The sequence below is a fragment of the Microbacterium sp. bgisy189 genome (assembly GCF_057707225.1).
On record NZ_JBYIPT010000009.1, the window covers coordinates 70,213 to 90,091 of the forward strand.

Below are 19,879 nucleotides of genomic sequence, written 5' to 3' on the forward strand. Positions count from 1 at the left end.
CAGGAGGTCACCGTGGCAGACACCATCACCGCACGATTGGTCAGCATCGACGCCGACCTGGGCGCCGACAAACGCGCCGTCATCACCGCGCTCGCGAAGCGGGTCGCCGCCGAAGGGCGTGCCGACGACGCACAGCGGCTCGCCGATGACGCGTGGGCCCGTGAGCAGAAGGACGAGACGGGACTGCCCGGTGGGATCGCGATCCCGCACGCGAAGAGTCCCGCGGTGACGCAGGCATCCCTCGCGTTCGCCCGACTCGCACCGGGGGTCGACTTCGGCGCGCCCGATGGTCCCGCCGACCTGGTGTTCCTCATCGCCGCCCCGGATACGGCTGCAGAGGAGCACCTCGCGGTGCTGTCGAAGCTCGCCCGCTCCTTGATGAAGGACGAGTTCACGGCAGGACTGCGCGCAGCCGGCAGCGCCGACGACGTCGTCGCGATCGTCCGCGAGGCGATCGGCGAGGGCGATGTCGAAGCGGCTCCTGCAGCAGCCTCCGCCGCAGCAGCGCCCGCAGCGACCGAGCCGGCTTCCGGACCGAAGATCGTCGCCGTGACGGCGTGCGCCACCGGCATCGCGCACACCTTCATGGCCGCCGACGCGCTGACCGCGGCCGCGGCGGAGGAGGGGATCGACCTCGCCGTCGAGCCGCAGGGCTCGAGCGGCTACAAGGCGCTCGACCCCGCAGTGATCGCCGCCGCCGACGCCGTCATCTTCGCCGTCGACGTGGATGTGCGTGAGCAGCAGCGGTTCGTCGGCAAGCCGGTCATCCGCTCCGGTGTCAAACGCGGCATCGAGCAGCCCAAGCAGATGCTCGCCGAGGCGGTCGCTGCGGCAACCGACCCCAACGCGACCCGCGTGAGCGGCGTCGCCGCCGAGACCGTGTCGTCGTCGACCGAGAAGATGTCGTGGGGGCGTCGCATCCAGCGGATCCTGCTCACCGGCGTCAGCTACATGATCCCGTTCGTCGCAGGCGGCGGCCTGCTCATCGCGCTCGGGTTCCTGCTCGGCGGGTACGACGTCACCGACGATGCGGCGAAGGTCATCGTCGAGAATTCGCTCTGGAGCCTGCCGGCGGGTGGGCTCGGGCAGTATCTCGGCTCGGTCGCGTTCATGATCGGGTCCACGTCGATGGGCTTCCTCGTGCCGGTGCTTGCCGGGTATATCGCCTACGCGATCGCCGACCGTCCCGGTATCGCGCCCGGGTTCGTTGCCGGGGCCGTGGCGCTACTGATGACGGCCGGCTTCATCGGCGGAATCGTCGGTGGCCTCCTCGCCGGGTTCATCGCCTGGTGGCTCGGCACGCTCAACGCACCCCGCTGGCTGCGGGGGCTCATGCCGGTCGTGATCATCCCGCTGGTCGGGTCGATCGTGGCATCCGGCTTGATGATCCTGTTCCTCGGTCGTCCGATCGCGGCGCTGATGGAAGCGCTGACTGCGGGCCTCACCTCCCTCACCGAGAGCGGCGCAGGACTGATCGGCGTCGGTGTGATCCTCGGCCTCATGATGTGCTTCGACCTGGGCGGACCCGTGAACAAGGTCGCCTACGTCTTCGCCACAACAGGTCTGGCGGCCGCGAGTGCCGACAACACGGCGCCCTACCTGATCATGGCCGCCGTCATGGTCTCGGGCATGGTGCCGCCGTTGGCGCTCGCGCTCGCCTCGACGGTGCTCGCTCGTCCGCTGTTCACCCCGGTCGAGCGTGAGAACGGCAAGGCCGCGTGGCTGCTCGGCGCCTCGTTCATCAGCGAAGGTGCGATCCCGTTCGCGGCCGCCGATCCGCTGCGCGTGATCCCGGCATCCATGGTCGGCGGGGCGGTCACCGGTGCGTTGAGCATGTGGTTCAACGTGACGAGCTACGCGCCGCACGGCGGCATCTTCGTGCTGTTCGCGATCGAGCCGATCTGGGGCTTCCTCGTCGCGCTCGCGGCAGGCACAGTGGTCTCGGCGCTCGTGCTCGTCGTCCTCAAGAAATACGTCCGGCGCTCGACGCCGGCAGTCGCGACCGATAGCGTCGCAGTCACCGCGTGAAGGTAGGGAGACCGACATGGCAGAACGCACAACCACCATCGCCAGCAGCTCAGGACTGCACGCCCGCCCGGCGAAGCTCTTCGTGCAGGCCGTGCAGCAGACCGGCATCCCGGTGACGATCGCGGTCGAAGGCGGCCCTGATCTGAACGCGGGCAGCATTCTGAGCCTCATGGGGCTCGGCGCCACCCAAGGCACGGTCGTCACGCTCAAGGCCGAGGGCGACGGAGCCGATGCGGCACTCGACGAACTGGTGGCCTTCTTGCAGGTCGACCACGACGCCGAGGGCTGAGCCACAACGACACGAAGCGGATGCCGCGCCGAGGAGGCCGGCATCCGCTTCGTCGTGTGCGGGATCAGAGGTCGACGGCGTCGCCCGGGTCGAGCTCGACGAACTCGCCGCCGCCCTGCTCGGTGGCCCACTTCAAGCGACTGCGTCCCATCGTGAGCCCGATGCGCGACAACGTCATGTCGTGCGTGCCGAACGCACGTCGCGGTGCCACGGCGAGCACGAAGTCCATGGCTTCGCCGATCTTGAGCCACGGTGCGCCGACGGGAGCGGCGAGCATCCGCACGTCGGCGCCCCGCGGAACCGTGTAGGAGTCGCCCGGGTAGTAGAACTCGTCATCGACGAGCACACCGACGTTGTCGATGCCGGGGATCGATTCGTGGATCACCGCGTGGGCGCCGCCGAAGAACCGCAGCCTGAACGGGTCGAGCGTCACCGAATCACCGGCCGACACCTCGATGACGCCGTATCCAGCCGCCGCGCGAGCGACGCCGGCAGGCCCGTACACGGGGATGTCGGGGTGGTGGTCACGGATGCGATCGAGATGCTCGGGCGTCCAGTGGTCCGGGTGTTCGTGCGTCAGGACGACGCCGACGACGTCGTGCAGGTCGTTGAGGGGGAGCGTGAACGACCCCGGGTCGATCAGGAGGGTCTTTCCGTCCTTCTCGATACGAAGACAGGCGTGTTCGTGCTTGGTGACGCGCATGCCGCCAGTCCACACCGCGCAGCGTCGCGAGGCAAGTGCGAGTCCGATTTGGCGGGCACGGTCGGCCGTGGCATACTTGAACGGTTGCCTTCGGGCAGCTCGGTGAGGCCCCATCGTATAGCGGCCTAGTACGCCGCCCTCTCACGGCGGTAACGCGGGTTCGAATCCCGCTGGGGTCACCACAGGAAGAACGTCCCATCCATCGCGGATGGGACGTTCTTCGTTTCCGGGATCTCGATACACCGCGCCTTTGCCGCGGCACTCGATCACCGGGCGACGGCAGCTCTAGTCGGTGGCGCGGCGGCGACGTCGCACGATCCACACGATCAGCACGACCATGCCGGCCACGACCAACCAGGGGAGCAAGAAGCCGAACGCGACGACGATGCCGTTGAGCGTCGCGACGAAGCCGCTCCAACCCGCAGTCAGGCCATCCCCGAACCCGGCAGGGTCGGCTTCGACCACCTCGGCCGGCTCGACGAGCTGAATCGTGAGGGTCGACAGCGCGACACGGTCTTCGATCGCGGCCAGCTGCTGCTTGGCGGCCTCGAGCTCGCCTTGTCGGGCTGCGAGCGCCTCCTCGGCGGCCAGCAGTTCGGTCAGCGAGGCACTTTCGTCGATCAGCCCCTGCAACCGCTCCACCGAGGTCTCGAGCGCCGTGATGCGAGCACGCAGATCGCGGGCGCCGTCGGTGACGTCGTCGCGGACGATCTGCGATGCCTTCACCTCGCCGAATGCCGAAAGCCCCGTCGTGAAGTCGTCGAGGGCGTCTGCGGGCACCCTCACGCTCACCCAGGCGCCCGACGTCGGCGGGTACCAGACGTCGCCGCCCTCGAGGTACTCATCGCTCATCGGTGCGTCGGCAGAGCCTGCGTCGTCGGCCGACACGCTCATCGACTCGACGTACCCGCCGACGGCCTGCGCTGCGGCAGCGATCTGCTCGGAGGCCTCGGTGGCATCGGGCACCTCGAGGGTGGCCGAGGCGGTGACGGTGACCTCACGGTCGCTGATGGCGCCATCGCTCTCGGTGCTGTCGCCTGCCTCGGCGCCCGTGCCCGGGTCTGCGCTCGTCCCCCCGGCATCCGAATCCTCACGACCCATCTCGGGGGCGCCGGGCGCCGCTTCGTCGGCGGTGCTGCTGCCGGAGGCGTACGGCCGCAGGCTGTCGAGCACGAACGGCACTGCGACGGCCGAGACCAGCACGACGGATGCCGCGATGCCGATGCCCGCCCAAACCCTGCGCCGACGTCGAGCCCGAGCATGCGCAGGGGTCGCCGCATCGCGCGTCGCGTTCGTCTTCGCGTCAGCCTCTTCGCGGGTGATCGCCGCGAAGATCTCCTGCTCCATCGCCGCGATCCGCTCGTCGGTCAGCGGCGGCAGTTCCACCCTGTCCATCGTCATGGTCCCTCCGTTCCGATCGCGGTGCGCACCTGCGCGCGCACCCGGGAGAGACGATTGCGCACGGCACCGTGTGAGATGCCGAGTTCATCTGCGGCGGCCTGATAGCCGTATCCCTCGGCGGCGCAGAGGCGGAACACCTCTCGGTCGATCTCACTCATTCCCGCCACCTCCTCCAGAATCCGATCCACGAGCCCCGCCGTGACCACCTGCTCTTCGACGTCGATCGTCGCCGGCAGGGTCTCCTCGACAGCCGCCTGCGTGTGCTCTCGGTCTCGCTTGAGCCGCCGGATGCGATTGGCGCATTGGAACCGGCAGATCGTCGCGAGCCACGGGAGCAGCGATTCACTGCGCAGTTCCAGCCCGGGAAGCTTCCGCCACGCAGCGAGGAATGTCTCCTGCGTGACCTCTTCGGCATCCGCCGCCGAGCCCACCAAACCGTGGGCGATCCAGTACACCGGTCTCGCGTAGGCCCGATACAGCGTGCGGAAGGCGTGCTGGCTCCCGCCGGCCGCTTCTGCGACCAACGCGGCGTCGTCACGATCCTCAGGCTGTGCCATGGCTTCCCCTCGCGGCGGTCTCCCACCCCGCACTCGATTCGTCGCGGTCATCGTCTCGCAGGAGGAGTGTCCCGATCGACACGATCGTCTCACCGTGCGGATCCTGTCAACATCGCCCTGTATTCTGGTGCGAGCGAGAGGGAGTATCCCGTTCTTGCGCGCCCGTCATCACGGGCCCCGACGGAGGGGCCTCGGGTGCGCACCGCCCGTCGGGTGGGGGAGAGACTTTCGATCCCTCGTCATACCTCCGAAAGGCCCGCATGGACCTCCCTGTCTGGTTCGAGGTCGGCTCGCTCGTCGTGCTGACCCTCATCCTCATCGCCGACCTGCTCATCATCCTGAAGCGGCCGCACATCCCATCGACCCTCGAATCCACACTCTGGGTCGTCTTCTACGTCACCCTCGCCCTGATCTTCGCCGGGCTCATGTGGCTGTTCGCCGGTGGTGAGTACGCGGGGCAGTTCGTCGCCGGTTGGCTGACCGAATACAGCCTGTCGATCGACAACCTGTTCGTCTTCGTGCTGATCATGAGCCAGTTCTCGGTGCCGCGCCGCTATCAGCAGGAAGTGCTGATGGTGGGCATCATCATCGCGCTCGTGCTGCGCGGGCTGTTCATCCTCGCGGGCGCTGCCATCATCGAGCAGTTCAGCTGGGTCTTCTACATCTTCGGCGCCTTCCTCATCTGGACCGCGATCCGTCAGGCGTTCCCGGGTGGCGACCACGACGACGACGTCAAGCGCGAGAACTTCCTCGTCCGTCTGATCCGGCGTCGCATCGACATCAGCGAGGAGTACGACGGCGCGAAGCTGCGTACGGTCGTCGACGGCAAGAAGATCTTCACGCCCATGATCATCGTCTTCGTCGCGATCGGCATGACCGACCTGCTGTTCGCGATCGACTCGATCCCCGCGATCTTCGGCATCACCCAGAACGCGTTCATCGTGTTCACGGCGAACCTGTTCGCGCTCATGGGGCTGCGCCAGCTCTACTTCCTGCTGGGCGACCTGCTGGACCGTCTGAAGTATCTGCACTACGGCATCGCGTTCATCCTCGCCTTCATCGGCGTGAAGCTGGTTTTCCACGCCATGCACGAGAACGAACTCCCGTTCATCAACGGCGGCGAGCACATCGAGTGGGTTCCGGTCATCTCCACCTGGATGTCGTTGGGCGTCATCGTCGGCTCGATGGTCGTCGCCACCGTCGCGAGCCTCATCGTGTCGTCGCGTGAGCGTCGACTCGCTCCCGCCGGCCCCGTCGAAGCGGCTGAAGCCGTCGCCGACGAGAAGGGCACACCTGCCACGGTGGACGGGCAGGCGTCGTTGCCTGAGCGCGCCGACGAACACTGACGACGACCCGTCACACACCGGCGTCGCGCGTCATCGACGCCGGCGCCGGTGCTAGTCTGGGCGGGTGCGGATCGCGCTCCTTCTCCTTAGCGGCCGCGACGAGATCTCGTTCTGAGCCCGCTCTCGTCGCGGAGTCCGGCATGGGCTGATCCGATGCAAGGAGAACGACAGCAATGACCACCCACATCCCCGATCACCCGCGCACGCTCGCCGAGAAGGTCTGGGACGACCATCTCGTCGTCAAGGGCGAAGACGGTCAACCCGACCTGATCTACATCGACCTGCACCTCGTCCACGAGGTGACCAGTCCGCAGGCATTCGACGGCCTGCGTGCAGAGGGCCGACCGGTGCGCCGCCTCGACTTGACGATCGCGACGGAGGATCACAACACCCCGACGCTCGAGATCGACAAGCCGATCGCAGACCCGACCAGCCGCATCCAGATCGAGACGCTGCGTCACAACGCCGCCGAGTTCGGCGTTCGCCTGCACTCGCTGGGTGACAAGGAGCAGGGCATCGTCCACGTCGTCGGTCCGCAGTTGGGCCTGACGATGCCCGGGATCACGGTCGTATGCGGAGACAGCCACACGTCGACCCACGGCGCGTTCGGCGCCATGGCATTCGGCATCGGCACGAGCGAGGTCGAGCATGTCCTCGCGACGCAGACGCTGCCGCTCAAGCCATTCAAGACCATGGCGATCACCGTCGAGGGCGAACTACGCGAGGGGGTCACGGCGAAGGACATCATCCTCGCGGTCATCGCCAAGATCGGCACGAACGGCGGACAGGGCTACGTCCTCGAATACCGCGGCTCGGCGATACGCGCGCTCTCCATGGAGGGCCGCATGACGATCTGCAACATGTCGATCGAGGCCGGCGCGCGCGCCGGAATGGTCGCGCCCGACGAGACGACCTTCGCCTACCTCGAGGGCCGCGACCACGCGCCGAAGGGGCAGGATTGGGACGACGCCGTCGCATACTGGCGAACGTTGCCGAGTGACGATGGCGCCGTCTACGACGCCGAGGTCTTCCTCGATGCGAACGACCTCGAGCCGTTCGTCACGTGGGGCACGAACCCCGGGCAGGGCGTGTCGCTCAGCGATGTCGTCCCGACGCCGGCAGACATCGCCGACCCGAATGAGCGCGTGGCCGCAGAGCGGGCGCTGCAGTACATGGACCTCGCGGCGGGGACGCCGATGAAGGACATCGCGGTCGACGCGGTCTTCATGGGCTCGTGCACGAACAGCCGGATCGAAGACCTGCGTCAGTTCGCCTCGATCATCGAGGGTCGCACCAAGGCCGACGGTGTTCGCGTCATGGTCGTGCCGGGGTCGGCGCGAGTGCGACTCGAGGCCGAGGCCGAGGGACTCGACAAGGTGTTCACGGATTTCGGTGCCGAGTGGCGGTTCGCGGGGTGCTCGATGTGTCTCGGGATGAACCCCGATCAACTCGCCCCGGGCGAGCGCTGCGCATCGACGAGCAATCGCAATTTCGAGGGTCGGCAGGGCAAGGGCGGACGCACGCACCTCGTCTCACCGGTCGTCGCCGCCGCCACGGCGGTGCTCGGCCATCTCGCCAGCCCCAGCGACCTGCCCGTGCTGACCGGTTCGGAGGCCTGATCATGGAGAAGTTCACGACCCACACCGGCATCGTCGCTCCGCTTCGGCGATCCGCGGTCGACACCGACCAGATCATCCCCGCGGTCTACTTGAAGCGCGTCACGAAGACCGGGTTCGATGACGCCCTGTTCTCGAGCTGGCGGCAGGACCCCGACTTCGTGCTCAACCAGGACGCGTACCGTCACGCCTCCGTGCTGGTGACCGGTCCGGATTTCGGCACCGGATCCAGCCGGGAGCACGCCGTGTGGGCGCTGCGCGACTACGGATTCCGCGTCGTGCTGAGCCCCCGTTTCGCAGACATCTTCCGCGGCAATGCGGGCAAGCAGGGCCTGGTGACGGGCGTCGTCTCCGAGGCCGATGTCGAGGCGATCTGGTCGGCAGTCGAAGCCGACCCCGGTGCGTCGATGACGGTCGACCTCGAGACGCGCACCGCCACGATCGGCGACCTCCGCGTCACTTTCGACATCGACGATTACACTAGGTGGCGGCTTCTCGAAGGGCTCGACGACATCGGGCTCACACTGCGCAACGAAGAGCGGATCGCGCAGTTCGAGGCGCGCCGAGAGGCGTGGCGGCCGCGGACGATTCCCGTCCCGTAGCCCGGTGAACGCCCCGCACAACGGGGCGCGAACCGTTCAGAGCATCCTCGAGAATCAAGTGAGGTCCACCGTATGAAGCCACTCGTGAGCGCTTCGGACGCCGCCAACAGCACGGAACCCGCCGCCGCCCCAGGGCAGGCGCTCGTGATCCGCGGAGGTCGTCCGCTCACGGGTCGCGTCGACGTGAAGGGTGCGAAGAACCTCGCCACAAAGGCGATGGTCGCAGCCCTTCTCGGCGAGTCTGAGTCGGTCCTTCGCGATGTTCCCGAGATCAGCGACGTCAATGTCGTCCGGTCGCTTCTCGAGGTGCACGGTGTGCGCGTCGACGATGAGGGCGACGGGGTGCTGCGCCTCGATCCGAGTGGGGCCGTCTCGGCCCACATGGAGGAGATCGACGCGCACGCGGGGGCATCTCGCATCCCGATCCTGTTCTGCGGGCCGCTGCTGCACCTGCTGGGAGAGGCGTTCATCCCCGACCTCGGTGGATGCCGCATCGGCGACCGGCCGATCGACTTCCACCTCGATGCGCTGCGCTCGTTCGGCGCCGTCGTCGAGAAGCTGCCGAGCGGCATCCGGCTGTCGGCGCCTGAAGGCGGCCTGACCGGCGCGAACATCGAGCTGCCCTACCCGAGCGTCGGCGCAACCGAACAGGTGCTGCTCACGGCCGTGCGCGCGAAGGGGACGACCGAGCTTCGCAATGCGGCGATCGAGCCCGAGATCATGGACCTCATCGCGGTCCTGCAGAAGATGGGCGCGATCATCTCCTACGAGCCGAACCGCGTCATCTTCATCGAGGGCGTCGACCGACTCGAGGGCTACGATCACCGCTGCATCTTCGACCGCAACGAAGCCGCCTCGTGGGCGTGCGCCGCGCTGGCCACCGACGGCGACATCTTCGTCGCGGGTGCCAAGCAGCAGGAGATGCTGACCTTCCTGAACGTCTACCGCAAGGCCGGTGGCTCGTTCGACATCCAGGAGGACGGCATTCGGTTCCGCCGCGGCGAGGCTCTCAAGCCCGTCGTCGTCGAAACCGATGTGCACCCCGGCTTCATGACCGACTGGCAGCAACCGCTCATCGTCGCGCTCACCCAGGCTGCGGGCACGTCGGTGGTGCACGAGACGGTGTACGAGAACCGACTGGGCTTCACGCAGGCGCTCAACAAGATGGGGGCCGACATCGTCGTGCACCCGCACGGGTTCGCGAGCCCGGAGCGACGCGTGCCGCGCCGCGAGCTCGAGCAGGCCGCCGTGATCAATGGCCCGACGCCGCTGCACGGCGCGGATGTCGTCGTTCCGGACCTTCGCGGCGGTTACAGCTACGTCATCGCGGCTCTCGCCGCCGAGGGGGAGTCGATCGTCCGCAACATCGGTATCATCCGCCGAGGCTACGAGAAGATCCTCGACAAGCTCACGGCGCTCGGCGCTGACTTCGACGTCCTCGGGTGACCTCGTGACCTCGAACCCGCGTCGACGGTCGTCGCCCGAGACGGCCAGACCCAGTGTGTTCTGGCCGGCGGCGGCGATCGTCGTCCCCGCAGTAGGCTGGTTCGCCCGTATCGAGATCACTGGCGGAGAACACCTGCCGCTCGAGGGGCCGTACGTCCTGGTGCCGAATCACTACAGCGAGTTCGATCCGCTCATCCTCGCCGTCGCCACGTGGCGTCTGGGGCGGGCGCCACGGTTCATGGCGAAAGAGAGCCTGTTCCGCGTGCCGGTGCTCGGCGCCTTGCTGCGCGCGACCGGCATGGTCCCTGTCGCGCGGGCATCGAGCGCCGGTGCTGCGAAGCAGACGATCGAGCAGGCCGCTGCACTCGTCGAACACGACCGGGGCGTGATCGTCTACCCCGAAGGCTCGCTGACGCGCGAGCCCGACCTGTGGCCGATGCGCGGCAAGACCGGTGCCGTGCGCGTTGCACTCGCGGGCGGCATCCCCGTCATTCCGGTCGCAACGTGGGGTGTGCAGCGCATCCTGCCCCGTTACGGCAAGCTGAGCTTCTGGCCTCCTCGCAAGCGGGTGCAGATGAAGTTCGGTCCGGCCGTCGACATGTCGGAGTGGGAGGGCAAGGTCGCCCCCGCGCAGCTCGCCGCGGCGACCGATCGCGCGATGGCGGCCGTCTCGGGCCTGCTCGGTGAGCTGCGCGGCGAGACGCCGCCAGCGCAGCGGTGGAACCCGTCCGACCACGGTCAGAAGGAGACGGGCCGCCTTGAGTCGTAGGAGCGAGAGCGCGATGCCGCGCGTCGCCGTCATCGGCGCCGGAAGCTGGGGCACGACGTTCGGCAAGGTGCTCGCCGACGGTGGCGCGCATGTGGTCATGTGGGCGCGCCGCGCGGAACTGGCCCACGAGATCAACGCGGCCAAGCGAAACAGCGAGTACCTTCCCGGCATCAACCTGCCTCGCAGCATGTCGGCGACGGATCACCTCTCCGAGGCCCTCGACGGTGCGAGCCAGGTGTACCTGGCGATCTCGAGTCAGGCGCTGCGGCAGAACCTCAAGGCCGTGCGGCCGCTCGTCCGCAATACCGATGCGCCCGTCGTCTCCCTCATGAAGGGCGTCGAGAAGCGCACCGGACTGCGGATGAGTCAGGTCATCGAGCAGGAACTGCACTGTGATCCCGCGCGTATCGCGGTGGCGAGCGGGCCGAACCTGGCGCTCGAGATCGCGCGTGAGCAGCCCACGGCGGCGGTCATCTCATCGACCAGTCAGGAGACGGCCGACGCGGTTGCCCGTCGCGCACGCAACGGGTACTTCCGAACCTTCGTGAACACCGACGTCATCGGCACCGAGTTCGGCGGCGTGCTGAAAAACCTCATCGCCGTCGCGATCGGCATCGTCGATGGGGTCGGCTACGGCGAGAACACGAAGGCGTCGATCATCACGCGCGGCCTCGTGGAGATGACCGACTTCGCGGTCGCCCAAGGTGCGCACCCCGAGACCCTGCAGGGGCTTGCCGGGCTCGGCGACCTCATCGCGACATGTCAATCGCCTCTGAGCCGCAACAACACGGCAGGCCGACTCCTCGGTCAGGGCTACGGGTTCCAAGACGTCGTGAAGCAGATGAATCAGACGGCCGAGGGGCTCGCCTCGGTCGCCCCAGTCCTGCAGCTGGCCCGAGAGGCCGGCGTGCAGATGCCGATCGTGGAACAGGTGAAGATGGTGCTCGACGGCACCATGAACCCGCGCGACATCGCGCCGCACCTCACGACAGACGATGATCAGCCCACGGGCGAGAGGACGCAGAATGGTGGAAGCGGCGGTAGCGGTGCTCTTTGGCGGTCGTTCCAGCGAGCACTCGATCAGCTCCGCCACGGCCGGGGGCGTGCTGCAGGCGATTGACCGATCGCGGTATCGGGTCATTCCGATCGGCATCACGCGTGACGGCGCGTACGTGCTCGAGGACGACGATCCGGGCAAGTTCGCGCTCGACCCCACGCATCTGCCGGAGGTGACCGACAACGGCACCCGCGTGCTGTGGCCCGAATCGGCGACGTCGCGCGAACTGCGCGTGCGTCGCGCCGACGGCACCGTCGACTCGCTCGGCGACGTCGACGTGGTGTTCCCGATCCTGCACGGCCGGTTCGGTGAGGACGGCACCATCCAGGGATTCCTCGAACTGCTCGACCTGCCCTACGTCGGCGCAGGGCTCCTCATGTCGGCGATCGGCATGGACAAGCACACGACCAAGAGCGTGCTGCAGGCCGCGGGCGTTCCCGTGGTGCCGTGGGTGACCGTGACACGTTCGCGTCTGGATCGTCAGGGCGACCTGTGGCGGCGACGCATCCGTTCTCTCGGGCTGCCCGTTTTCGTCAAGCCTGCGCGTGCCGGCTCGAGCGTCGGCGTGTCGAAGGTGTCTGACTGGGATCAGCTCGATGCCGCGCTCGAGGTCGCATTCGCCGAAGACGCGACGGTGCTCGTCGAGCAGTCGGTGGTCGGTCGTGAGATCGAGTGCGGCGTGCTGGCCGGGCGCGAGGGCGGCGAGCCGCGCGTGAGCCTGCCCGGTGAGATCGTCATCACCGGTCGCGACTTCTACGACTTCGAGGCGAAGTACCTCGATGCCCCCGGCATCGACCTCGTCTGCCCGACCGAGATGGCGCCCGGTGAGATCGCCGAGATGCAGCGGATCGCGGCCCGCGCGTTTGAGGCCGTGGGCGGGCAGGGGCTGTCGCGCGTGGACTTCTTCTTCACCGGCACCGAGTTCTTCGTCAACGAGGTGAATACGATGCCCGGGTTCACCCCGATCTCGATGTTCCCGAAGTGCTGGATCGCGTCGGGGCTCAGCTACGAAGCGCTCGTGACCGAGCTGATCGACATGGCCCGAGAAGGCTGAGGAGACGTCGCCCCGGCGACGCGATCAGTCCGTCGGGCGATCGGTGCACACCGCGCCGGTCGGGGAGAGGGCATCGTCTGCGACGGCGCCGATGCGCTCGAGGACATCGCGTGAGCTGACGACCTCGTTGTCGAGGTACACCTCGATCGCAGGCTCCCGCCCGAAGGAGACGAACCGGTAGTTCGGAGCCTGGGACTCGTCGATCAGCCAATCCACGCCGCCCGCGGACTGGCAGGGGAGGGTGGACGCGTCGACCGCGTCGAGTCCGCACGTCATCAGCACCGTCGACGGGTCGCCCCACGAAGCCGTCGCCTGCGCGTCGGTCCAACGCCGCTGTTCGCCGCCGACCGTGTCGGGCAGACGCACCATGACCTCGGCGCAGGCCGGGTCGTTCGCGGATGCGGCCGGCTCCATCGACACCGTCGACGAGCACCCGGTGAGTGCGGCTGCGCCGGTCAACGCCACCGTTGCGATGACGAGCGCGGAGCGGACAGGACGCAGACGTGGCACCCCTCCAGGCTACCTGCGCGGCGGCGACGACCAGCCCCGGTAGCGTGGGGGGATGCAGGAGGAGACGGTGGGTTCGTCGAGCGAGGGGGCAGTGCTCGCACGCATCCTGCGCAGCCTCGCTGGAACGAGCACCGCGGAGGTCGGTCCCGGCGACGACGCCGCCGTGATCGCCGCACCCGACGGGCGCATCGTCGCGACCACCGACACGCTCGTGCACGGACCGGACTTCCGTCTCGCCTGGTCATCCGGCTACGACCTCGGGTTCAAGGCGGCCGCCGTCAACCTCGCCGACGTCGCCGCCATGGGGGCGAGGCCGACGGCGCTGCTGGTCGCGCTCGCGATGCCCGATTCGACCCCGATCGCATTCGTCGAGGCGATCGCTTCGGGTCTGCGCACCGCGTGCGAGAGGCTCGCCCCGGACTGTGCGGTCGAAGGCGGCGACCTCACCGCGTCAGACACACTCACGATCGCCGTGACCGCGCTCGGGAGTCTCGACGGGCGCGATCCCGTGCTGCGCAGCGGCGCACGGGTCGGCGATGTCGTCTGCGTGTGCGGTGAGCTCGGCGCCGCGGGGCGGGGTCTGGCGCTGTTGTTCGACCGGTTCCGTGACGTGGACGGCGCACCGGTGCCGGTCGACGCGGCTGACTTGTCGGATGCCGAGCAGCATGACCTCGCTGCGCAACTGCGTCCCTCGCCGCCCGTACGCACAGGGGGAGAAGCCGCGTCGGCCGGTGCGACCGCAATGATGGACGTCTCCGACGGGCTGGTGCTCGATGCGACGCGCATGGCCCTGGCATCCGGCGTGACGCTCGCGCTGGACCCGCTCGATGCCGATGCCCTCACCGGCGGCGAAGACCATGCGCTGCTGGCGACCTTCCCGCCTGATCTCCGACCTCTGCCGGAGGGGTTCCGCCGGATCGGACTCGTCATCGAACGCGGCGAGCACCCGGTCCTCGTCGGTGGGCGCGCGCACGACGGTCGCGGCGGCTGGGATCCGTATCAGGACTGGGACGCCGGTCGCGGCTGATCCGCGCGGGTCAATCCGCTGCGAGCCACCACACCGTGGTGTCGCCGTAGCGGCGATCGCGTTCCGGCTGCCAGCCGTCCGGCAGCGTCGGTCTGCCCGACCTGGTCGCCCGTTCGACCAGTGCCAGCCCGTCGGTCGACATGCGCGGGCGCAGCAACTCGAGTGCGCCGCGCAGTGCGGTGTCGTCGAGGTCGTACGGGGGATCGAGGAAGGCGAGGTCCCAGGTCGCTGAGCTGGCGCGCAGGAAGGAATCGACAGCGCTCTTGTGCACGCGGATGACAGCGCCGTCCACCGCCTTCGCGACGATCCGTGCGTTCGCGGATGTCACTGCCGCCGCCCGTGGCGACTTCTCGACGAGGTCCGCCGAGGCCGCGCCACGTGAGACGCTCTCCAGTCCGAGCGCGCCCGAGCCGGCGTAGAGGTCCACGACTGCGGCGCCGTTGAGGATGCCCGCTGATTCGAGGGCGCCGAAGACCGACTCCCGCACCCGGTCGCTCGTGGGCCGGGTGCCGGCGTCGGGCACCGCGAGGGTGAGTGAACCGGCACGGCCGGCGATGATCCGCGTCACAGGCTCACGATACGTTGTCGTCGGAACCGCCGTGCGCGCCGGTCGACTCGTCGCGCAGGCGGGGCTCGGTGCGCAGATCCGGCCGAACGCCGGCTTTGTCCGCGTAGAACGCGCGGATGCGGTCCATGTCGGCGCCGACATCGCCGGTGAGGCCGATGGTGGGGCCGAGTCCCGTCGTCATCGTCGTGCGGTCGACGTATCCGAGGGTCACATCGAGGCCGGCTTGGCGGGCGATGCGGTAGAAGCCGCTCTTCCAGTAGCTGCTGCGGCGCGTCCCGTCGGGTGTGACCACGAGGGAGAACACCTCGCCGGCGGCGATGCGGGCGACCACGTCCTCGACGACCCGTGACGCGTCATCGCGATCGACCGGAATGCCACCCCACGCGCGCATGATCGGACCGCGCCAGCCGCGGAACAGCGAAGACTTGCCGAGCCAGCGCACGTGGATGCCGAGCCGCCACGCGATCGCCAGCATCAGGACGAAGTCCCAGTTCGAGGTGTGCGGCGCACCGATGAGCAGGGTCGGTCGGTGCGGAGCCGGCTGCGTGACCAGACGCCAACGGCTGACTGCCCAGTACGCCCGGGCGATGAGGGATCGGAGCACGATCCAACGGTAGTGCCGTCGGCTGTGGATGCCGGCCACCGTCGTGTCCGCAGCCGACCCTAGACTCGTTGCATGCCGACGGTGAGCCTCGAGTCCCGCATCGACGGGATCGTCGGGGGCAAGACCGCGTCCGCGCTGTCGCGCGCGTTCGGCATGTCGACGGTAGGCGATGTGCTCGCTCACTATCCGCGCCGGTATGCGCGTCGGGGAGAGCTGACGCCGATCGCGTCGCTCCCGGTCGGTGAGCAGGTCACGATCGTCGCCGAGGTGCGCTCCGTGTCGGTGCGGCCGATGCGTCAGAAGCGCGGCTCGCTCCTCGAGGTGGTGATCAGCGACGGTGAGGGCACCGTCAGCCTCACCTTCTTCAACCAGGCCTGGCGCCAGAACGAATTGCAGGTGGGTCGGCAGGGCATCTTCTCGGGCAAGGTCGGCGAGTTCAAGCACGTGAAGCAGTTCGCCCATCCGGCCTACGAGATGTTCGACGACGTCGACGAGGCGCGAGCGAGCGCCGAGGCACAGCAGCACCTGCCGATCCCCATCTACCCGGCCACCTCCACGGTGCCGAGCTGGCAGTTCCAAAAGGTCGTTGCGCTCGTCCTCGCCTCCCTCGGCGAGGTGACGGACCCGCTCCCAGATGACCTGCGCGCGGCGCACGGCCTGGTCGACGCGCGCACGGCGATCGTCGGCATCCACACGCCGGCCTCGCTCGACGAGATCGAGATCGCGCGGCATACCCTCCGCATGCACGAGGCGTTCGTGCTGCAGGCGGCCCTCCTGCAGCAGCGCCAGCGGGTGCGGGCCCTGTCGGCCGTACGTCGCGCTCCGGGAGGACTCCTGCGCGATTTCGATGCGACCTTGCCGTTCGAACGCACCCCGGATCAGATCGCCGTCGGCGACCAGATCGCAGACGACATGCAGGGCGACTGGCCGATGAACCGACTCGTGCAAGGCGAGGTCGGCTCAGGTAAGACGCTCGTGGCGTTGCGGGCGATGCTGCAGGTCGCCGAGTCGGGTGGGCAATCGGCGCTGATCGCACCCACCGAAGTGCTCGCCGCCCAACACGTGCGATCGATCGCCCGGATGCTGGGCCCGAAGCTCGCGCCCGAGCTGATGCCGACGCTGCTGACGGGGCAACTGCCCGCGGCGGAACGTCGAAAGGCGGCCCTGCGGGTGGCGTCGGGGCAGGCGCGCATCGTCGTCGGCACACACGCGTTGCTGAGCGAGTCGACGACGTTCGCGGACCTCGGACTGGTCGTCGTCGATGAGCAGCACCGTTTCGGCGTCGAGCAACGCGAGACGCTGCGCGCGAAGGGCACCGCGCCGCATGTGCTCGTGCTCACGGCGACACCGATTCCGCGCACGGTGGCCATGACCGTCTTCGGCGACCTCGACGTGTCGACGATCCGAACGTTGCCCGTCGGGCGCGCAGGGATCACCTCGCACGTGGCGCCACTGGCGGAGAAGCCCGGGTGGTTCGCTCGCGTGTGGGAGCGGATCGCCGAAGAGGTCGCGGCCGGGCATCAGGCGTTCGTCGTGTGCGCCGCGATCGATGCCGAAGCGGCGGAGCAGTCCGAAGCGCCGGCGGCTCCCGAAATGCCGGGGGAGCAACCGCGAACCCGATGGGGCGTCGTGCAGGTCGGTGAGCTGTTGGCACGGCATCCGTCGTTCGCGTCGGTGCGCGTGGAGATCTTGCACGGCAAGATGCCCTCCGAGCAGAAGGATGCCGTCATGCAGGCGTTCGCCCGCGGGGAGGTCGACGTGCTCGTGGCGACGACGGTCGTCGAGGTCGGTGTCGATGTCGCGAACGCCTCGACGATGGTCATCCTCGAGGCCGACAGATTCGGCGTGTCGCAGTTGCACCAGTTGCGCGGTCGGGTCGGTCGAGGTGAGTTGCCAGGCCTGTGCCTGCTCGTGACGGAGGCTCCTGCGGGGTCGCCCGCACGATCACGCGTCGAGGCGGTCGCCGGGACGACCGATGGGTTCGCCCTCGCCGAAGTCGACCTCGAACTGCGCGGCGAAGGCGACGTGCTGGGCGACGCGCAGTCGGGTGCCCGCTCATCGCTGCGACTGTTGCGTGTGGTGGCCGACGCCGACTTGATCGCCGAAGCCCGTGCCGCCGCAGAGCGGGTCATCGACGCCGACCCCGACCTGGACCGGCACCCCGGTCTCGCCTCGGCCATCGAACGGCGCGTCGGGCTCGAGGAACGCGCAGCACTCGCGAAGAACTGAGCGGCACACCGCGACACGCGTGTCTGGTGCGCGCCCCTAAGCTGGGTTCCATGAACAACCGGATCGCCGTCGTCCCCGGCTCGTTCGACCCGCCCACCCTCGGCCATCTCGATGTGATCCGTCGCGCCGCAGGCCTGTATGACCAGCTGCACGTGCTCGTCGTCCACAACCCGGGCAAAGAGGCGATGCTGCCGATCGCGCAGCGCCTGACGCTGCTCGAGCAGTCGATCGAAGAGCAGCAGATCGCAGGCGACGTGGTCGTCGCATCGTGGAGCATGGGGCTGCTCGTAGACTATGCGAGCGATGTCGGTGCCGGGGTGCTCGTGAAGGGGATCCGCTCCCAGGTCGACGTCGCCTACGAGACGCCCATGGCGATCGTCAACCGCGATCTCGCCGAGATCGAGACGGTGTTCCTGCTGCCCGACCCGTCGCACGCGATGGTGTCGAGCTCACTGGTGCGTCAGGTCGCCGCGCTCGGCGGCGACGTCTCACCGTACGTGCCTGGACCGGTGGCGCGCTTCCTCGACACGGGCGCCCGCGACATCTGATCGCGACCCGCACCCGGTGCGCGGCGACTAACATGTCGGAGTGGTCAGAAAGCATGTGAGCGGTCCGTTCGTGTTCCCCGCGCACGACATCGTGCGGCGCCCCGGCGAGATGCGGGAGTTCGAGGTCTCGGTCCCCGCGCCGGCCAAATGGGGCGAAGGACTCGTGGCGGTCGCGGCCGGCGAGCCGATCGAACTCGACGTCCGTCTGGAGTCCGTGCACGAGGGAATCCTGGTCACCGCAGATATTCGGACGCGGTATGCCGGGGTATGCGGTCGATGCCTCACCGACATCGCCGCGCCTGTCGAAGTCGAGTTTCAAGAGCTCTTCGGGTATCCTGGGCAGGAAGCGAACGACTTCGAGCTTCAAGACGACCACGTGGATCTTGAAACTCCGGTCAGGGATTCGATCGTCCTCTCGCTTCCGTTCCAGCCGGTGTGTCAGCCGGATTGCCCCGGGCTCGACCCGACGACGGGCGAGAAGCTGACCGCAGGTGCCGAGCCGGAAACCCCGATCGATCCGCGCTGGGCCGCGCTGCAGGCCTACACCACAGACCACGATGACGAGGCGCAGAGCCACGTCGTCGACAACACAGAGAAGAGCTAGCCATGGCAGGTAACCCCCCGAAGCGCAAGGTCTCCCGCTCCAACACCCGCTCGCGCCGCGCGCAGTGGAAGGCTGAGGCGCCCGCGCTGGTCAAGACCGTCGAGAACGGCAAGGTCGTCTACAGCCGCCCGCACCAGGCCAAGGTCGTCACCGACTCGCAGGGCACCGAGCTGTTCCTCGAGTACAAGGGTCGCAAGGTCGCTGACGTCTGATCCGACGGCGTTCGCCGTGGATGACGCGTTTCAGCCGAACGGGCTCACCGACAAGCTCGGGGTCGAGATCGACCCCGAGCTTCTGTCGCTTGCCCTCACACATCGCTCGTACGCGTACGAGAACGGCGGCATCGCGCACAACGAGCGTCTCGAGTTCCTCGGCGACTCGATCCTCGGGCAGGCCGTGACGGTGCATCTGTTCACCCGGCATCCCGATCTCGACGAGGGTGCGCTGGCCAAGCGGCGCGCGTCGGTCGTCTCGACCGTCGCCCTGGCCGAGGTGGCACGTGCCATCGGACTCGGCTCGCACCTCCTGCTCGGACGCGGCGAGGACCAGACCGGCGGCCGCGACAAGGATTCGATCCTCGCCGACACGATGGAAGCCGTGCTCGGTGCCGCGTTCCTGTCCGCCGGGGCCGATGCGGCGACGGCGCTCGTCCTGCGCCTGGTCGAGCCGCTCATGGCCGACCCCGAGCGCTACGGCGCCGCGATGGACCCCAAGACCAGTCTGCAAGAGCTCGCTGCCCGTCTCGGGCTCACCCCTCCCGCATATGCGGTTTCAGCGACCGGCCCTGACCACCACCGCGTCTTCAGCGCGACGGTGACCGTCGGCGAGGTGAGCCGCACGGGGCAGGGGTCCAGCAAGAAGCAGGCCGAGATGGCAGGCGCCCTCGCGGTGTGGCGCGACCTGTCGGCCCGCGACTGACCC

General features: G+C 68.4%; 21 protein-coding genes and 1 tRNA gene. 16 read left to right on the plus strand and 6 right to left on the minus strand.

From position 1 onward, the window contains the following. Positions 1-12: 12 nt before the first annotated feature. Together AC3ENX_RS11800 and AC3ENX_RS11805 are read left to right on the plus strand one after the other, a co-directional pair. Entirely contained in the window at positions 13-2,028 is a 2,016-nt protein-coding gene (locus AC3ENX_RS11800) for a PTS fructose transporter subunit IIABC (RefSeq protein WP_434812074.1), read from the plus strand. Positions 2,029-2,044: 16 nt separating this feature from the next. Next, a complete protein-coding gene (locus AC3ENX_RS11805; protein ID WP_434812075.1) occupies positions 2,045-2,317 on the plus strand; it encodes an HPr family phosphocarrier protein in 273 nt (90 codons plus the stop codon). A 64-nt stretch (positions 2,318-2,381) separates the two neighbouring features. Here AC3ENX_RS11805 and AC3ENX_RS11810 read toward each other — a convergent pair whose 3' ends face one another. After that, positions 2,382-3,020, minus strand: coding sequence for an MBL fold metallo-hydrolase (locus AC3ENX_RS11810; protein ID WP_434812076.1), 639 nt, complete (start codon positions 3,018-3,020; stop codon positions 2,382-2,384). 106 nt (positions 3,021-3,126) lie between these two features. Here AC3ENX_RS11810 and AC3ENX_RS11815 point away from each other — a divergent pair. Next, positions 3,127-3,202: transfer RNA gene (locus AC3ENX_RS11815), tRNA-Glu, on the plus strand. A 103-nt stretch (positions 3,203-3,305) separates the two neighbouring features. On the opposite strand, the gene AC3ENX_RS11820 is transcribed toward AC3ENX_RS11815, so the two are convergent. Then, a complete protein-coding gene (locus AC3ENX_RS11820; protein ID WP_434812077.1) occupies positions 3,306-4,421 on the minus strand; it encodes a DUF4349 domain-containing protein in 1,116 nt (371 codons plus the stop codon). Continuing rightward, positions 4,418-4,978 carry an RNA polymerase sigma factor gene (locus AC3ENX_RS11825; RefSeq protein ID WP_434812078.1) on the minus strand — a complete coding sequence of 187 codons (561 nt, stop codon included), beginning with the start codon at positions 4,976-4,978 and terminating at the stop codon, positions 4,418-4,420. The genes AC3ENX_RS11820 and AC3ENX_RS11825 overlap by 4 nt, the downstream gene beginning before the upstream one ends. Positions 4,979-5,238: 260 nt before the next feature. Here AC3ENX_RS11825 and AC3ENX_RS11830 point away from each other — a divergent pair, with 260 nt between their 5' ends. The 7 genes from AC3ENX_RS11830 to AC3ENX_RS11860 all read left to right on the plus strand — a co-directional run bounded on the left by AC3ENX_RS11830 (position 5,239) and on the right by AC3ENX_RS11860 (position 12,868). Then, on the plus strand, positions 5,239-6,324 hold the full coding sequence (locus AC3ENX_RS11830; protein WP_434812079.1) for a TerC family protein: 1,086 nt from the start codon (positions 5,239-5,241) through the stop codon (positions 6,322-6,324). 173 nt (positions 6,325-6,497) lie between these two features. Then, complete coding sequence (gene leuC / locus AC3ENX_RS11835; RefSeq protein ID WP_434812080.1) at positions 6,498-7,943, plus strand: 3-isopropylmalate dehydratase large subunit; 1,446 nt, start codon at positions 6,498-6,500, stop codon at positions 7,941-7,943. Between the two features lie 2 nt (positions 7,944-7,945). Further along, positions 7,946-8,542, plus strand: a complete 597-nt coding sequence (gene leuD, locus AC3ENX_RS11840) for a 3-isopropylmalate dehydratase small subunit (protein ID WP_434812081.1) — start codon at positions 7,946-7,948, stop codon at positions 8,540-8,542. Between the two features lie 72 nt (positions 8,543-8,614). Further along, positions 8,615-9,988, plus strand: coding sequence for a UDP-N-acetylglucosamine 1-carboxyvinyltransferase (gene murA / locus AC3ENX_RS11845; RefSeq protein ID WP_434812082.1), 1,374 nt, complete (start codon positions 8,615-8,617; stop codon positions 9,986-9,988). 4 nt (positions 9,989-9,992) lie between these two features. After that, positions 9,993-10,757, plus strand: coding sequence for a lysophospholipid acyltransferase family protein (locus tag AC3ENX_RS11850; protein ID WP_434812083.1), 765 nt, complete (start codon positions 9,993-9,995; stop codon positions 10,755-10,757). Between the two features lie 13 nt (positions 10,758-10,770). Then, on the plus strand, positions 10,771-11,877 hold the full coding sequence (locus AC3ENX_RS11855) for an NAD(P)H-dependent glycerol-3-phosphate dehydrogenase (protein WP_434812084.1): 1,107 nt from the start codon (positions 10,771-10,773) through the stop codon (positions 11,875-11,877). Beyond that, positions 11,783-12,868, plus strand: coding sequence for a D-alanine--D-alanine ligase family protein (locus AC3ENX_RS11860; protein WP_434812085.1), 1,086 nt, complete (start codon positions 11,783-11,785; stop codon positions 12,866-12,868). The genes AC3ENX_RS11855 and AC3ENX_RS11860 overlap by 95 nt, the downstream gene beginning before the upstream one ends. Before the next feature lie 24 nt (positions 12,869-12,892). Here the strand turns inward: AC3ENX_RS11860 and AC3ENX_RS11865 are convergent, their stop codons facing one another. Beyond that, entirely contained in the window at positions 12,893-13,378 is a 486-nt protein-coding gene (locus tag AC3ENX_RS11865) for a DUF3515 family protein (protein ID WP_434812086.1), read from the minus strand. A gap of 52 nt (positions 13,379-13,430) precedes the next feature. Between AC3ENX_RS11865 and thiL the strand changes: the two genes are divergently transcribed. Further along, complete coding sequence (thiL, locus tag AC3ENX_RS11870; protein WP_434812087.1) at positions 13,431-14,405, plus strand: thiamine-phosphate kinase; 975 nt, start codon at positions 13,431-13,433, stop codon at positions 14,403-14,405. Positions 14,406-14,415: 10 nt separating this feature from the next. Here thiL and AC3ENX_RS11875 read toward each other — a convergent pair whose 3' ends face one another. After that, complete coding sequence (locus AC3ENX_RS11875) at positions 14,416-14,973, minus strand: RsmD family RNA methyltransferase (RefSeq protein WP_434812088.1); 558 nt, start codon at positions 14,971-14,973, stop codon at positions 14,416-14,418. A 4-nt stretch (positions 14,974-14,977) separates the two neighbouring features. Next, on the minus strand, positions 14,978-15,577 hold the full coding sequence (locus AC3ENX_RS11880; RefSeq protein WP_434812089.1) for a 1-acyl-sn-glycerol-3-phosphate acyltransferase: 600 nt from the start codon (positions 15,575-15,577) through the stop codon (positions 14,978-14,980). A gap of 72 nt (positions 15,578-15,649) precedes the next feature. Between AC3ENX_RS11880 and AC3ENX_RS11885 the strand changes: the two genes are divergently transcribed. From AC3ENX_RS11885 to rnc, 5 genes are read left to right on the plus strand one after another with little or no spacing between them, the layout of a single operon-like run. Next, positions 15,650-17,806, plus strand: coding sequence for an ATP-dependent DNA helicase RecG (locus tag AC3ENX_RS11885; protein WP_434812090.1), 2,157 nt, complete (start codon positions 15,650-15,652; stop codon positions 17,804-17,806). Positions 17,807-17,856: 50 nt separating this feature from the next. After that, entirely contained in the window at positions 17,857-18,354 is a 498-nt protein-coding gene (coaD, locus tag AC3ENX_RS11890; protein WP_434812091.1) for a pantetheine-phosphate adenylyltransferase, read from the plus strand. Positions 18,355-18,409: 55 nt separating this feature from the next. Further along, positions 18,410-18,958 (plus strand): YceD family protein, encoded by a 549-nt coding sequence (locus AC3ENX_RS11895; protein WP_434812131.1) that lies wholly within the window; start codon positions 18,410-18,412, stop codon positions 18,956-18,958. A gap of 2 nt (positions 18,959-18,960) precedes the next feature. Continuing rightward, positions 18,961-19,170: a 50S ribosomal protein L32 gene (gene rpmF / locus AC3ENX_RS11900; RefSeq protein ID WP_050721097.1), complete on the plus strand. Its 210-nt coding sequence runs from the start codon at positions 18,961-18,963 to the stop codon at positions 19,168-19,170. Positions 19,171-19,186: 16 nt separating this feature from the next. Next, positions 19,187-19,876 (plus strand): ribonuclease III, encoded by a 690-nt coding sequence (gene rnc, locus AC3ENX_RS11905; protein WP_434812092.1) that lies wholly within the window; start codon positions 19,187-19,189, stop codon positions 19,874-19,876. Positions 19,877-19,879 lie beyond the last annotated feature (3 nt).